Source organism: Streptomyces piniterrae (assembly GCF_005048155.1).
GTDB lineage: Bacteria > Actinomycetota > Actinomycetes > Streptomycetales > Streptomycetaceae > Streptomyces > Streptomyces piniterrae.
This window is the reverse complement of sequence record NZ_SUMB01000001.1, coordinates 824,743-838,246: the sequence shown is the minus strand read 5'-3', so window position 1 is coordinate 838,246 and position 13,504 is coordinate 824,743. Positions and strand designations below refer to the sequence as shown.

General features: G+C 71.5%; 13 protein-coding genes. 5 read left to right on the top strand and 8 right to left on the bottom strand.

All coding sequences use genetic code 11. The features are described from left to right. Positions 1 to 138: 138 nt before the first annotated feature. Positions 139 to 1,143 carry an alpha/beta hydrolase gene (locus tag FCH28_RS03695; protein WP_136738157.1) on the bottom strand — a complete coding sequence of 335 codons (1,005 nt, stop codon included), beginning with the start codon at positions 1,141 to 1,143 and terminating at the stop codon, positions 139 to 141. Positions 1,144 to 1,461: 318 nt separating this feature from the next. On the opposite strand from FCH28_RS03695, the gene FCH28_RS03690 reads away from it, so the two are divergent. Continuing rightward, positions 1,462 to 3,543, top strand: a complete 2,082-nt coding sequence (locus FCH28_RS03690) for an ATP-binding protein (RefSeq protein WP_136738156.1) — start codon at positions 1,462 to 1,464, stop codon at positions 3,541 to 3,543. A 91-nt stretch (positions 3,544 to 3,634) separates the two neighbouring features. Then, on the top strand, positions 3,635 to 3,859 hold the full coding sequence (locus FCH28_RS03685) for a hypothetical protein (protein WP_169314033.1): 225 nt from the start codon (positions 3,635 to 3,637) through the stop codon (positions 3,857 to 3,859). Positions 3,860 to 3,985: 126 nt separating this feature from the next. On the opposite strand, the gene FCH28_RS03680 is transcribed toward FCH28_RS03685, so the two are convergent. The 7 genes from FCH28_RS03680 to FCH28_RS03650 all read right to left on the bottom strand — a co-directional run bounded on the left by FCH28_RS03680 (position 3,986) and on the right by FCH28_RS03650 (position 10,407). Then, positions 3,986 to 4,636, bottom strand: a complete 651-nt coding sequence (locus FCH28_RS03680; protein ID WP_136738155.1) for a DedA family protein — start codon at positions 4,634 to 4,636, stop codon at positions 3,986 to 3,988. A 263-nt stretch (positions 4,637 to 4,899) separates the two neighbouring features. Then, the gene (locus FCH28_RS03675) at positions 4,900 to 5,355 is read right to left on the bottom strand and encodes a DUF4442 domain-containing protein (RefSeq protein WP_136738154.1); all 456 of its coding nucleotides are present in this window, start codon (positions 5,353 to 5,355) and stop codon (positions 4,900 to 4,902) included. Between the two features lie 211 nt (positions 5,356 to 5,566). Beyond that, positions 5,567 to 6,358: a spermidine synthase gene (locus tag FCH28_RS03670; RefSeq protein ID WP_169314045.1), complete on the bottom strand. Its 792-nt coding sequence runs from the start codon at positions 6,356 to 6,358 to the stop codon at positions 5,567 to 5,569. Between the two features lie 376 nt (positions 6,359 to 6,734). After that, positions 6,735 to 7,742 carry a patatin-like phospholipase family protein gene (locus tag FCH28_RS03665; RefSeq protein ID WP_136738153.1) on the bottom strand — a complete coding sequence of 336 codons (1,008 nt, stop codon included), beginning with the start codon at positions 7,740 to 7,742 and terminating at the stop codon, positions 6,735 to 6,737. A 263-nt stretch (positions 7,743 to 8,005) separates the two neighbouring features. Continuing rightward, positions 8,006 to 9,178 (bottom strand): elongation factor Tu, encoded by a 1,173-nt coding sequence (gene tuf / locus FCH28_RS03660; protein WP_136738152.1) that lies wholly within the window; start codon positions 9,176 to 9,178, stop codon positions 8,006 to 8,008. A 109-nt stretch (positions 9,179 to 9,287) separates the two neighbouring features. Beyond that, a complete protein-coding gene (locus tag FCH28_RS03655; RefSeq protein WP_136738151.1) occupies positions 9,288 to 9,473 on the bottom strand; it encodes a hypothetical protein in 186 nt (61 codons plus the stop codon). Between the two features lie 190 nt (positions 9,474 to 9,663). Continuing rightward, the gene (locus FCH28_RS03650) at positions 9,664 to 10,407 is read right to left on the bottom strand and encodes a DNA alkylation repair protein (protein ID WP_246102342.1); all 744 of its coding nucleotides are present in this window, start codon (positions 10,405 to 10,407) and stop codon (positions 9,664 to 9,666) included. Positions 10,408 to 10,579: 172 nt separating this feature from the next. On the opposite strand from FCH28_RS03650, the gene FCH28_RS03645 reads away from it, so the two are divergent. The 3 genes from FCH28_RS03645 to FCH28_RS03635 all read left to right on the top strand — a co-directional run bounded on the left by FCH28_RS03645 (position 10,580) and on the right by FCH28_RS03635 (position 13,384). Further along, positions 10,580 to 11,305 (top strand): TVP38/TMEM64 family protein, encoded by a 726-nt coding sequence (locus tag FCH28_RS03645; RefSeq protein WP_187363747.1) that lies wholly within the window; start codon positions 10,580 to 10,582, stop codon positions 11,303 to 11,305. Between the two features lie 306 nt (positions 11,306 to 11,611). Beyond that, on the top strand, positions 11,612 to 12,484 hold the full coding sequence (locus FCH28_RS03640; protein WP_136738148.1) for an undecaprenyl-diphosphate phosphatase: 873 nt from the start codon (positions 11,612 to 11,614) through the stop codon (positions 12,482 to 12,484). A 432-nt stretch (positions 12,485 to 12,916) separates the two neighbouring features. Further along, complete coding sequence (locus tag FCH28_RS03635) at positions 12,917 to 13,384, top strand: hypothetical protein (protein ID WP_136738147.1); 468 nt, start codon at positions 12,917 to 12,919, stop codon at positions 13,382 to 13,384. The last annotated feature ends 120 nt before the right edge of the window (positions 13,385 to 13,504 follow it).

The following is a 13,504-nucleotide window of genomic DNA, read 5'->3' as shown; positions in this document are numbered from 1 at the left end:
CGGGCACACCGAAAACCCCCGGCCGCGCCCACTGGCCGGAGGAAGGACAATTGTCGCGAGCGGCCGAGCCCCGGCAACAGGCGGCACGGTGCCCCGCCGGGACCGCCGGAGCCGCCGGACCCGTACGGTACCGGGCCGTCACACGGACGGCGCGGGCACGGGTCCCCGCATCTGCTCGCTGATCCAGTGCAGCGAGTCGGCCATCCGCTGGATGTAGGTGTGGCCGCTGTGTCCGCCGCCGGGTATCTCGAAGAGCGTGGAGTGGATCGGCCCACCGGTGCAGTCGCGGATGAAGCGCTTCACGTCGGGCACCGCGACCTCCTCGGTCCCGAGCTCGAAGGCCAGATAGACCTCCGGCCCCTTGCGCGCGGCCAGTTGCCGCGCCAGCCACCGCGGGTCGTTGGCCCGCATCTCGGCCCGGTGCCCCTTCCACAGCGGCGAATCCGGCGCTGTGTCGGGCCCGTTGGCGATGACGGCTTTGAACTTCTGCGGGTGCTTGAGCACCGCTTTCAGCCCGGCGAAGCCGCCGGAGGACGAGCCCATGAAGGCCCAGCCGTCACGGTCGTCGTAGGTACGGAAGTTGGCGCGGGCGAAATCCGGCACATCCTCGGTCAGCCAGCTGCCCATCTTCGGCTGCCCCGGTATGTCACTGCCGTCGTAGTACGTCTTGCCGGGATTGAGCACCGGCATCACGACGATGAACGGCAGCGTCTTGCCCTGCTTCGACCACTCGGCGATCCGCTCCTCCAGCGCGAAGGGCGCATCGGCCCAGTAGTTGGACGGATAGCCCCAGGCCCCCGGGAGCGCGATCAGCACCGGGAAACCGCTCTTGGCGTACTCGGGCTGGTGGTACTGCGGCGGCAGCCAGGCCCAGATGTCGCCGGTGAAACCGGACTTGCGGCCGTGCCAGGTCGTCTTGACGACCCGTGTGCCGTCGTCCCCGGTCGCGCGGTACGGGATGAAGGCGGAGCGCGGGCCGCGGGGCGGCACCACCCGGAGCGCCCCGTTGGCGCCGTCCGCGACCTGCGTCCGCAGCCGCGGCACCCGCGACGCGTCCACCACGTCCGTGCCCTGGCTCCCGCAACCGGCCAGGAGTCCCACGGCGATCACACTCACCGCGGCACCGACGCGCAGGCACTTCATCGGGACGTTCTCCTCGGGTCCTCCGGCCCGGCCGCGGGCAGCACACACCACCACCCCGATACCGGACGAAAGACACCACCATAAGATGATCCGCTCGATGCCCCGCACCGGCCCCCACCTGCGGCGTCCCGCCGGTTCCGCACGCGGACCGCCCCAAGGACGCCCGGTCGGCGAGGACCGCGCCGAACGCCTGTCAAAAGCGCCGGGCCCGTTTCCCCCAATCGATAGGTGTACCCGCTGTTTGCCCGGCGGTCGGTTCTGGCATCGTGGGTCCTCCAATGGGAAGGCGCGGCACCCTGCCGCGGACGGGAATGACCGATGAGCGCGTGGGCCGACCGCGGGCCGCTGTCCGGCGTGGTGGGACGGGCCGTTGAGCACGAGCAGGTGTCCGGGCTGCTGGCCGGCTCCCCACTGATCACGCTCACCGGAGCCGCGGGGGTGGGCAAGAGCGTCCTGGCCCGTGCCGTCCTGGACGAACACACCGCACGGCACGGCGGCACGGTCATCCGGGTCGGCTGCTGGGACGGCCTGACGGAGGGCGGTCTGATGGCGGGCGGCCTCACCGGCGCTCTCGTCCGGGCTGCGGGCCTGGACTCCGTCCTCAGGGACACCGAGCGGGCCGCCGCCCGACGCTCGCCCCAGCTCCCGCCGTACGACGCGGCACGCTCCGAGACACCCGCGCCCGCCGGCGACGCGGAGACCCCCGCCGGCGGTGGCACCCGGTCGACGGACACGGCCGTCGCCGCGCTCGCCGCACACTGCGTACGCAGCCGGGCCACGCTGCTGCTGGACGACTGCGACCCGCTGCTCGACGAGTGCGCGCGGCTGGTGCGGCGGCTGCTGCGGGCCGAGCCGGCGCTGCGGATCGTGGCGACGGCGCGCCGTCCACTGGGGCCGGCCGCCGAGTGCGTCGTCGACATCGGGCCGCTCCCGGTGACACTGGGCGAAGGAATCGCCGGGCCGGCGGTGGAACTGCTGGCGGCGCGTACCGGGCCCGCGGCCCCGGAGTTGCTCGTCGCCGTCTGCGAGGCGCTGGAGGGTTCGCCGCTGGCGATCGAGCTGGCCGCCCAGCAGTTGGACCGGATGCCGCTGTCGCAACTCGCGGCCCGGGCGGGCGCGGACGGCCCGCTGTTCTGGTCGGGTCCGGCGCCGACCGCCCGGCACACCTCGCTCTACGCGGCGCACGCCGCCGGCTACGCCCTCTGCTCCCCCGTCGACCGGCGGGTGTGGGCGCGGCTCTCGGTGCTGCCCGGGGACTTCGATCCCTGGCTCGCGGGGTGCGTTTGTGCGAGCAGTGACGTTCCTGCGGCCGAGGTGGACGCCGCGCTGGAGCGGCTCCGGCTGGCGTCCGTCCTGGAACGCGTACGAGAGGCGGGCAGCGCTCCGGCGGACACCGGGGCAGCCCTGCCGCCGCGCTACCGACTCCCGCGCGGCGCCCGGGACTTCGGCCGGACCCGGCTGCGCGAAGCGGGCGAGGAGTCCTCGGCGCTGCGCCGCTTCCGGCAGGCGTGCGCGGCGCTCGCGGCCGAGGCTCAGATCGCCTGGCAGGGCACGGACCAGCAGATCGCGGTGCGTCTGGTCGAGGACGAGCAGCACAACCTCGACGCGGCGCTGACCCGGCCCCCGCAGGACCCGGACGACGCCCTCATCGCACTGGAGATCGCGGTCTCCTTGTGGTTCCGGTGGGCGGCGTGCGGCTTCCGCCACGAAGGGCGGGCGCACCTCGACCGGCTGCTGCTGCTCTCCCGGGACGACACCGCGCTACGGGCCCGCGCACTGTGGCTGGCGGGCTGGCTCGCGGCGCAGGAGCATGCGCCCGGTGCGGCGGAGGCCCTGCTGGAGCGGGCGTGGGCGGCGGCCGTGATGCATGCGGACTCCGACGGGCTGGCCCGTATCGCGCATGCGCACGGCGTGCTGGCGCTGTATCGGGAGGACGCCGGGGCGGCGGTGGCATGCCTGGAGGAAGCGGCCCGGCACACGTCGAAGGATCCGTGGTTCGGCCCAGGGCCAGCCCACAGTGGGGCGCTGCTGGCCATCGCCCTCGCGGCGGTCGACGGCGACCGGGCGGAGGCGGCGGCCCGCCGCGCGTGGGAGTGCCGGCATTCCGACGGGGACTTCTGGCTCCACTCGACCGTGCTGTACGCGCGCGCCCTCGCCGAGCGGGCTCAGGGGCGGCCGGAGGCGGCGCTGCGTACCTGCCGGAAGGCGCTGGCCGCCAAGAGGCTGATCGGCGACCCGTTGTTCATCGCGGGGGCGCGCAACATGCTGGCCGCGCTGCGGCGCGAGGTGCGCGAAGGGACGCCGGCGCCGGAAACCCGCGAGGAAGGCCGGTGGTGGCAGCGCGGCGGCTCCGGCGTACGGTCGGCGCCGTTCTTCTCGCGGCTCCGGGCCGGCTCCTGAGCACCGGCGACCACACCGGAAAATCACGCAACGTAATCAACCCACTGCGCTCGGGATGCGATCACCTCGTACCCCTCCCATGCTGGTGCTCATGAAACGTGCGCCTGTGATCGTGCATCCGCCCTGTACCGGCGGTCGTCGCGTCACCCTCTACGGACAGGACCTGGGCCGCGCACGCCGCCCCGGCGATGTGGCCGCGTTTCTGCGCCGGGCCGGATTCTCCCTGCCAGGCCTCTCCCCGTCGAAGTTCTCCTGGGACGACACGGGTGTCTTCGAGTGGCGCGATGGCGGGCCGGACATCTGGTCGACGTGCTGACGTCGACCTCCCGGCGGAGTCGGAAGGCAAGGATTCGGACAACGCAGGAGTCGCAGGAGTCGAAAGAAAAGGGCGTAGGGCCTGACCCGGAGGTCAGGCCCTACGCCCCATCCCTATGACGATTCGTCAGTCCACCGTCGCGGTGACCGGGACCTCCGCCGCCTCCCGCTCCGCCGCCGCCTTCTGCGCACGCCGCTTCATGACGATGAACGAGCCGAGTCCGAACAGCAGGGCGGCGACCAGTCCGAGCCACTGGAAGCGCTTGAGCCACGACTCGGCGACCATGCCGAGGCTGTAGATCAGCGCGGTGGTACCGCCGGCCCAGACGATGCCGCCGAGGACGTTGGCGATCAGGAACTTCCAGTAGGGCATCTTCAGCACACCGGCGAGCGGTCCGGCGAAGATCCGCAGCAGTGCGATGAAGCGGCCGAAGAACACCGCCCACATGCCCCACTTGTCGAACTTCGACTCCGCCATCGCGACATGGTCGGGCCCGAAGTGCTTGGGGAACTTGCGGCCGGCCCAGTGGAGCAGTGGCTTGCCGCCCTTGCGCCCGATCAGATAGCCGATGGAGTCACCGATGATCGCGCCGGCGGACGCGCAGGCGCCCAGCACGACCGGATCGATGTGATCCTGGGTCGCGGCGAGAATCGCCGCACTGACGAGGACGATCTCGCCGGGCAGCGGAATGCCCAGGCTCTCCAGTCCGATGACCACCCCCACCAGGAGGTAGACGCTCACGGCCGGTACGGTCTCGAGCCACTCCTGGATATGCAACGCCGCTTCCTCCGCATGATGTGGGGCCCCCGTGGGCCGTTGCCCGGTCTGTGACGCAGGTGCCGGTCACTTCCCTGGCGCGCCCTGCAGCGCGCCCGGGAAGCGTACTCGATCGATGCCGCCGGAACCCGTCGCGCGTACGCCCCCGGGAACGTCGCGCGTCATACGGGCGCGGCGCCCGGACACGGCAACGGCCCGCCGCGCGGTGCACGGCGGGCCGGGGAGACCTGGCCGACGTCGACGCCGGCCGGGTCCGGGTCGGCTCAGCTGTTGGGGCGCAGGGTCCAGACGATGGTCATCTCGCCGGTGACCGCGCCGTCCTCGCGGGTGATCGAGACGTTCACGGGGAACTCGGGACGCTCCCCCGCGTCGAGCTCGGCGATCACGTCGGCCGCCGGCCGGCCCAGCTCGGCGGTGGCCGTGACCGGCCCCATGGCGAGCTTCTTGTAGCCGATCTCGGCGCGGACGGCCAGCGGCACCGCGCGGCCGAGCTGGCTGCCGAAGGCCGACATGACGATCGCGCCACTGGCCGACTCGGCGAGCGTGAACATCGCGCCGGCGTGCGGTCCGCCGACGTGGTTGTGGTAGTCGGACTGGTCGGGCATGCGGACCACGGCGCGCTCGGCGGTGGTCTCGGTGAACTCGAGGTTCAGGGTGCGCACCATCGGCACGGACGCCGACATCATCTCGCCGATCGACGGCAGGGTCTCGGAGGACATGGCAGGCATGTTACCTGTGGGTAGCTTGCGCTGGGAAGAGCGGCGGTTGGTTCAGGTGGGAGCCGTGGGGCGAGAGTGCTCACCTTGGGCGCACCGGGCGCGGAAACTCGGGCGCGGCCGCCGCCCCGCCCTTCCTGCCGTTGCCCGCCTGAGCGCTCCCCGCCCCGGGCACACGACCGTCCCGCCGTGCGCCAGCTTGGTGACCGAAGGATCAGCCGATACTGAAGGCGCCATCCGGCGGCACCGGCGAGGCCACCGCCTCCGCGTCCTGCACCGGCACGGCCCCGGCGATCAACCGCCGCAGCGAGGGCCCGTGCTCGACCCGGGCCGGGAAGGCGTCGCCGGCCACCCGGCGGGCCAGCGCGGCGACCGGCAGCTCCGCGCGCGAGGCGAGCAGTACGGCGTTGCCGAAGCGGCGGCCGCGCAGGACCGAGGGCTCGGCGATCAGCGCGAGGTGGGCGAAGACGGTGGCGAAGTTGGCGAGCTGGCCGCGGAGAAAGTCGAAGGGCGCGCTGTCGGCGAGGTTCGCGGCGTAGAGGCCGTCAGGGCGCAGAACTCGGGCGGCGGCGTGCGCGTACTCGACGGAGGTGAGGTGGGCGGGCACCCGCGAGCCGCCGAAGACATCCGCGACGATCACATCGGCGCTGGCCTCCGGTGCCGCTTCGAGCGCCGTACGGGCGTCCTGTGCGCGCACCTCGATGCCGGAGCCGTCGGGCAGCGGAAGGTGTTCGGTGACCAGGGCGAGCAGCCCGCGGTCGGCGTCGATGACGTGCTGCCGGGAGTGTGGGCGGGTGGCGGCCAGATAGCGGGGCAGGGTCAGCGCTCCGCCGCCCAGGTGGAGCGCGTCGAGCGGGTGGCCGGGGGCCGCGGCCTCGTCCAGGACATGGGCGAGCCTGCGTACGTACTCGAATTCCAGGTGCGTGGGGGCGTCGAGGTCGACATACGACTGGGGCGCACCGTCCACCGTCAGGAGCCACGCGCGAGGACGGTCGACGTCCGGCATCAGCTTGGCGGTGCCGCAGTCCACGATCCGGGTGACGGGGATCGGCTCGGGAGCGACTGGTATCGGCCCGGGTGGGCTTGGTGCTGGTGCTGATGCCTGTGATGGGGCTGGTGATGGTGTTGATGCCGGTGCTTCATCCACCGTCCCATTGTGCCGGTCGGGTGAGGACGGGCGGGGAGGTGTACCCGGGGCGGTCCCGCAGGGGCGTGCCGGTGGATGACGGCGCGTGGGTGCGGGGGCGTGCGGATCCCGGCCTCCGCGTGGGCTGCACGGGCTGTGCGGGGTGCACCGGCCCTGGACGTCCCGGCCCGGCCGTCGGGCCGCTCCGCTCCGCGATCACCATGCCTCGCCCGCGAACGGTCCAGGCCGCCCGTGGTCACTCCGACCAGACCGCGTGGATCTCCTCGGCATGGAGGACCGACTGGCGGCGGCCCGCGCGGGCCGCGTCGGCGCGTTTGGTGGGGTCGAGGACGTTGCGGCCGAATGCCGATCGTGCCGCTCGGTCGGGTGTGATCACGCATACCCGGGCGCCCTGGCGGGCCAGAGCGGCACCCTGGGTGCGCGGGGCGGCGATCGGTCCGCCGCTGACGGCCATGGGGGCGATGACCACCACCCGGCCGTACCCGGCGGCCAGGTCGACATTGGCGCTGGAGTGCACACCGCCGTCGATCCAGCGGCGTCCGTCGATGGTGACCGGTGGAAAGACGCCGGGCACGGCGCAGCTGGCGCTCACCGCGTCGACCAGCCCCACACCGCTGGTGTCGTCGAAGGCGGCGCGCCGCCCGGTCGCCGCCTCCACCGCGGTGATCACCAGCCGTCGCGCCGGCCAGTCCAGGTGGGGTCGGCCATCGATGGTCAGGGTCCGGGCGATCGCCGCGCGCTGTTCCGCCTCCGGGGCGGTGCGGGCCGCCAGTGCGAGTCGTCCCATGCGCGCGCCGAACGACACCGTGTCCCGGGAGCGCAGCGCGATCGCCGCGAAGCGGGCCATCGCGACCGGGCCCATGCGGGCGCCCGACCGGCCGTCCCGTGACCGCACGTCCCGCGCCCCGTCGCCGCGCGACGGCCCTTCCGACGATCGCTCCGCCGACGACCGCTCCCCCGACGGCGGCGCCGCCGGCGACCGGTCTGCCGAGGACCGTCCCTCGGACGACCTGGTCTCGGACGACCGGACCTCGGGCACCACCAGTTGCCGGGCGTAAAGCTCCTCCAGGGTGTGGTGCCCCGACGTGACGTGGGCACCGACGATCGATCCCGCGGAGGTGCCGATGACGACGTCGGCGTCGGCGAGGTGGAGGCCCGCCTCCGCGAGGCCGGCGAGGAAGCCGATCTCCCAACCGATTCCGGTGAGTCCTCCGCCGCCCAGCACCAGTGCCGTACCCGCCATACGCCCTCCCCTTCCGTCCCGGCCATTGATGGGCAAGCAGTGTCGCACCCCGTCCGCCCGGCGGACAGCACCTGCCCATGGCATGCAGCCGCGCCCCGTGCCTCGGGGAGAGGCACGGGGCGCGGCAGGCGCTCCGGGATTCGTGGACGGGGACGTCCGGGATTCGTGGACAGGGACGAGAGGGCGGCCCTCGCCCCAGTCCCCCAGTCCTTACCTCGGTCTTCGTCCCAGCCGTCGCCTCAGTCCTCGACGGTGCGTACCGTTCAGTCCTCGACGGTGCGTACCGTGCCAGCGCCGACGGTCCTGCCACCCTCGCGGATGGCGAAGCCGAGACCCGGCTCCAGCGGTACGTCCCGGCCCAGTTCGACGGTGGCGGTCACCGTCTCGCCGGGACGGGCGACGGCGCGCTCGCCGAGGTCGAGGTCGCCGACGACGTCCGCGGTGCGGATGTAGAACTGCGGCCGGTAGCCGGTCGACAGCGGCGTACGGCGGCCGCCCTCCTCAGTGGACAGCACATAGACCTCGGCGGTGAAACGTCGGCGCGGTGTGACGCTGCCCGGCGCGGCGACGATGTGCCCACGACGCACCTGGTCGCGGTGGATTCCGCGCAACAGCAGCGCCACATTGTCCCCCGCCTCGGCGGACTCCATCGGCTTGCCGAACGTCTCCAGCCCGGTGACCGTGGTCTCGGTCTCCGCGCCCAGCACCGCCACGCGGTCGCCGACCCGTACCGTGCCGCGCTCGACGGCGCCGGTGACGACGGTGCCGCGCCCGGTGATGGTCAGGACGTTCTCCACCGGGAGCAGGAACGGCGCGTCGACATACCGCTCGGGCATCGGGACGTAGGTGTCGACCGCGTCCAGCAGCGCGTCGATCGCCTGCGTCCAGCGCGGGTCGCCGTCCAGCGCGCGCAGTCCGGAGACCCGTACGACGGGTACGTGCTCCCCGTCGTAGCCGTGCGCGCTGAGCAGTTCGCGTACCTCCAGCTCCACGAGGTCGGTGAGTTCCGGGTCGCCGGCGTCGGCCTTGTTGAGGGCGACGACGACGTGCCGGACGCCGACCTGCTTGGCGAGGAGAACGTGCTCGGCGGTCTGCGGCATGATCCCGTCGAGCGCGGAGACGACGAGGATCGCGCCGTCGAGCTGCGCCGCGCCGGTGACCATGTTCTTGATGAAGTCGGCGTGGCCTGGCATGTCGACGTGGGCGTAGTGCCGGGTGCCGGTCTCGTACTCGACGTGCGAGATGTTGATGGTGATGCCGCGGGCGGCCTCCTCGGGGGCCCGGTCGATACGGTCGAAGGGCACGAAGGTGCCGCTCCCCCGGTCGCTGAGGACTTTGGTGATGGCGGCGGTGAGAGTGGTTTTGCCGTGGTCGACGTGGCCCATGGTGCCGATGTTGAGGTGCGGCTTGGTGCGTACGTATGCCGTCTTGGGCATGGTGTTCTTCCTCGCAACAATGCGGTGAGGACGGCGACTTGGCGCCGTGGGGACCCCTGGGCCGGTCCGACCCTCCCCCTGCGGGGTCCGCCGGACAATCCGGAGAGGGTCAGCTTCGCGCGCCGTCTGCCGCGGCGGCGGCCGGAACGGCTGCTGCGACGGCGGTGGCTGCTGCCACCATGGCGGCGCCTGCGGGCGCGCAGTCGGCTGCGGCGATGGCCGCGAGGAAGTCGGCGGCAGCCTTCGGCTCGTCCGCGACTGCGGACGGGAGCGGGAGGAAGGCGTGCCGGGTCATGTGTCCATGGTGCCGGGCGGGGGCTACGGCGTCGAACGATTTATCAACGACGGAAACGACACGGCGGCGTCAGCGGGAACGATTTATCGGTAGGCCGGGGCCAGCTGACGGGGCCGTCATCGCGCCGGTTGATCGGGCCGCTACAGGAGGTTGATCCGGTCGCCCGTCCACTCCTGATCCTGACCCCCCGTCAGCCAGCCTCCCTGCCCGCCCCGCCTCTCAGATGCTTCGTCGCCTCGCGCACCGACAGCGGGGAGAGCCGGTCCCGGTGTGCGTCGACGAATCCGCGCACAACCTCGGGGGCCGTCTTCGCGTATTCGCGCAGCGCCCAGCCGATCGCCTTACGGATGAAGAAGTCCCGGTGTCCGGCCTGCCGCAGGCAGTACGCGAAGAGCCGGTCGGGGTCCGTGCGCTCCTTGAAGCGCAGTTGGTGCAGCAGTGCCGTACGCGCCACCCACAGGTCGTCGTCCTCGATCCACCGGTCCATCGTGGCGGCCAGCCGCGGGTCGGCGCTCACCAGTCCGCCGACGACGTGCGCGGCGAGCGCGTCGACCGTGTCCCACCACGAAGTCGTGGTGATCAGTCGCCGTGCGACCGGCAGAAACCCGGAGGAGCAGTGCTTCACGTGGCGACGCAGATAGTCCACGGCGAAGTAGCGGTACTCCCGCTCGCGCAGGTCCCAGCAGCGCAGCGCGATGGCCGCGCAGTCCGATTCGTCAGGTTTCGGGGTGTCCTTGAGGAGCGTGCGGTCGAGAGCGCGGCGTTCGGTGGCCGGAATGCCGAGGAACGGGCAGACGTTCTTCAGGTAGGCGGCGGCGCCTTCGGCCCGTACGGGGTCGGCGGCCGGCGGATAGGCGGCGGTCAGGCGGGCCAGGATGGTTTCGGCCAGGGCGCTGGGCGGTGGAGCGGGTGCCGTGGGGCTGGACGCACTCACTGCACTCACTGCTCTCACCGCACTCAGTGGCGACGGGCTGCCGGACGACGCACTCGGCTCACTCGGCCCACTCGCCCCGCTCCGTGCACTCAGCGCCTTCGACGGAGCCGGTTTCGGGTCCATGCGGGCAAGATTACGGCTCCTTCGCGCCCCTGTCGGTTACGCTCCCGGGATGCTCGAACCCGCCGCGACGCCCGACGGCCTCGCCGCGCGCTGCACGCGTGTCCTGTTCTCCCCCTGGTCCCGGCTGAGCCTGCTGCTCGTCCTGCTGGCCTGCGCGGCGGCCGCGATGGCGCTGTGGCAGCCGCAGCGGCTGCTGACCGAGGGCTGGCCCGCGCAGCTTTCCGGCCCCGCGGCCACGGTGGGCTTCGCCGCGGCGTACGGCGCGTGCACCGCCGCCTTCGTGCCGCGCCCGATCCTGAACCTCGCCGCTGGAGCCCTCTTCGGCAGCCAGGTCGGGCTGGCCGCAGCGCTCGCCGGTACGGTGCTGGGCGCCGGTCTGGCCTTCGGGCTCGGCCGGCTGCTCGGCCAGGAGGCGCTGCGCCCGTTGCTGCGCGCCCGGTGGCTGACGGCCGCCGACCGGCAGCTGAGCGAGCACGGTTTCCGTTCGATGCTGGCGATCCGGCTTTTCCCCGGTGTGCCGTTCTGCGCCGCCAACTACTGCGCCGCGGTTTCCCGCATGGGCTGGTTCCCCTTTCTCCTCGCGACGGCGCTCGGCAGCGTCCCGAACACCGCGGCGTACGTCATCGCGGGGGCACGGGCTTCGACGCCCACCTCGCCGGTGTTCCTCCTCGCCATGGGGTTCATCGCACTCAGCGGCCTCGGCGCGCTGATCGTGGCGTGGCGCAAACGCAGTGCGTGGAGCAGTCGCAGCGCGTGGAGCAGACGCAACATATGAGGCAGGCACGGCGTACGCGTCAGACGCAGACGCAGACGCAGACGCAGACGCAGACGCAGACGCAGACGCAGCGTATGAGATAGAGATAGAGAGAGATGCAGTGCACGGTCGTGGGACCGGGCGTACGTCATGACTCGATGTGCGCCGTAATGCGTCGCACCTCCAGGGCCCTTTGGACGGGCCGACACCTTCGGGCGCTACGCTGCCCCAGTCGGCCGATGATCTGATCCGCGTCCGCCGCCACCGTCCGCTTTCTCCCCGCCCGCGCCGGTAAGCGCTTGATCACCCCTGGATAGCGTAGTTTCCATGACTTGGTTTGAATCGTTCGTCCTCGGACTCGTCCAAGGGTTGACCGAGTTCCTGCCCATCTCCTCCAGCGCGCATCTCCGCCTCACCGCGGCGTTCGCCGACTGGCACGACCCCGGCGCGGCCTTCACCGCGATCACGCAGATCGGCACCGAGACCGCCGTCATCATCTATTTCCGCAAGGACATCGGGCGGATCATCTCGACGTGGGCGCGCTCGCTGTTCAACCGGGAGTTGCGGCACGACCACGATGCCCAAATGGGCTGGCTGGTCATCGTCGGCTCGATCCCGATCGGCGTGCTGGGCATCACGCTCAAGGACGCGATCGAGGGCCCGTTCCGTGACCTGCGGCTGATCGCGACCACATTGATCGTGATGGGTGTGGTGCTCGGGATCGCCGACCGACTGGCGGCCCGTGACGAGGTCGGAGGCCGGCACCGCGCCGCCAAGCAGCGGAAGTCGCTCGACGATCTGAGCGTCAAGGACGGTCTAATCTACGGCATCTGCCAGGCCATGGCACTGATCCCCGGCGTCTCCCGCTCCGGTGCCACGATCAGCGGCGGCCTGCTGATGGGCTACACCCGTGAATCCGCGGCGCGTTATTCCTTCCTGCTCGCCATTCCTGCGGTGCTGGCGTCCGGCGTCTTCGAGCTCAAGGACGCCGGCGAGGGCCATGTCGCCTGGGGCCCCACCATCTTCGCCACGATCATCGCCTTCGTGGTCGGATATGCCGTAATCGCATGGTTCATGAAGTTCATTTCGAGCAAGAGCTTTATGCCGTTCGTCATCTACCGCATCCTGCTGGGCATCGTGCTCTTCGCCCTGATCGCGGCGGGTGTACTGGCCCCGCATGCTGCCGAAGGGGCGGCCTGAGGGCGCCAAGTCGGCGCGCAGCTCAACCGGCGAGATCTAGCACTTCCCAGCAGAAACCCGCATGTCCGTGCAGCACGAAGACACCGGCCCCGGATCCGACGTGGAGGATCCGGGGCCGGCGTCACGGCAGACCGCCCCGCCTCGATGCGCCGGCGCCCCGCTCCCGGGCGCTGTTCCGGGGCGGGGCGGGGTAAGAGCGTGGCGCAACTCCGGTCGGCGGCCTGCCCTCGAGGCTCCAGATCGCCGTGCTGCGAGAGTTTGTCGAAAGTGCGAAGCTGGATGCGACCTTCGCGGAGAAGCTGCCGACTTTCCTGACTCGCGGCTTAGTCCTGACGCGGAAGGCTCCGGCAGTCTCGGTGTGCTCGTCGGGACCGCCCCCTGCACCACCAGACCCGACCAGCACGGCGCCCTTCCCAGAAGCGAGGCGATGTAATGGACGTCGAGCTGACTTATGACATGGTCGGAGCCCGTTTACGCGGAATCGGCGGTGCGGCGATCACATACGATCAGCTGGGCAGTCGACCCCGCACCCTCGGTTCTTGGACGCTCGAATACGACCGGCTCGGCACCCGTCTGCACGTCGTGGGCGCCGCCGAGATCACCTATAGCAAGTGGGCCAACTTGCCGCGCACCATCGGCCAGTGGAGCTGCGAACACAGCAGGTTCGCCTCCCGCCTGCTGCGCATCGGCCCTCATGAACTGAGATATGACCAACTCGGTAGCCGTGTGCGTGCCATCGGCCCCCTTGAGATCTTCTACGACCGACTCGGCACCCGCCCCGTTCGAGTGCGGCTGCCCGGCGAGGGTGAGTCGCTGCCCGACGATCTCCTCCTCGCGCTCTTCCTCGTGCTGTACTGGGAAGAGGAGAAGGAGACAGCGGCAGCTGCCCGGCGAGGGTGAGTTGCCGCCCGACGATCTTCTCTGCTCAGACGTCGATGGCACACAATCAACCTCCTATGTGACGGGACACGGGCGGCCACTGACCACGATGGGGAACGTCAGACACTGAACTCGCCATCC

What these genes read in the sequence shown, in the direction of transcription:
- FCH28_RS03695 (WP_136738157.1), bottom strand. Translation starts at nt 1,143, where the DNA reads ATGAAGTGCCTGCGCGTCGGTGCCGCGGTGAGTGTGATCGCCGTGGGA.
- FCH28_RS03690 (WP_136738156.1), top strand. Translation starts at nt 1,462, where the DNA reads ATGAGCGCGTGGGCCGACCGCGGGCCGCTGTCCGGCGTGGTGGGACGG.
- FCH28_RS03685 (WP_169314033.1), top strand. Translation starts at nt 3,635, where the DNA reads ATGAAACGTGCGCCTGTGATCGTGCATCCGCCCTGTACCGGCGGTCGT.
- FCH28_RS03675 (WP_136738154.1), bottom strand. Translation starts at nt 5,355, where the DNA reads ATGTCCTCCGAGACCCTGCCGTCGATCGGCGAGATGATGTCGGCGTCC.
- FCH28_RS03670 (WP_169314045.1), bottom strand. Translation starts at nt 6,358, where the DNA reads ATGCCGGACGTCGACCGTCCTCGCGCGTGGCTCCTGACGGTGGACGGT.
- FCH28_RS03665 (WP_136738153.1), bottom strand. Translation starts at nt 7,742, where the DNA reads ATGGCGGGTACGGCACTGGTGCTGGGCGGCGGAGGACTCACCGGAATC.
- tuf (WP_136738152.1), bottom strand. Translation starts at nt 9,178, where the DNA reads ATGCCCAAGACGGCATACGTACGCACCAAGCCGCACCTCAACATCGGC.
- FCH28_RS03655 (WP_136738151.1), bottom strand. Translation starts at nt 9,473, where the DNA reads ATGACCCGGCACGCCTTCCTCCCGCTCCCGTCCGCAGTCGCGGACGAG.
- FCH28_RS03645 (WP_187363747.1), top strand. Translation starts at nt 10,580, where the DNA reads ATGCTCGAACCCGCCGCGACGCCCGACGGCCTCGCCGCGCGCTGCACG.
- FCH28_RS03640 (WP_136738148.1), top strand. Translation starts at nt 11,612, where the DNA reads ATGACTTGGTTTGAATCGTTCGTCCTCGGACTCGTCCAAGGGTTGACC.
- FCH28_RS03635 (WP_136738147.1), top strand. Translation starts at nt 12,917, where the DNA reads ATGGACGTCGAGCTGACTTATGACATGGTCGGAGCCCGTTTACGCGGA.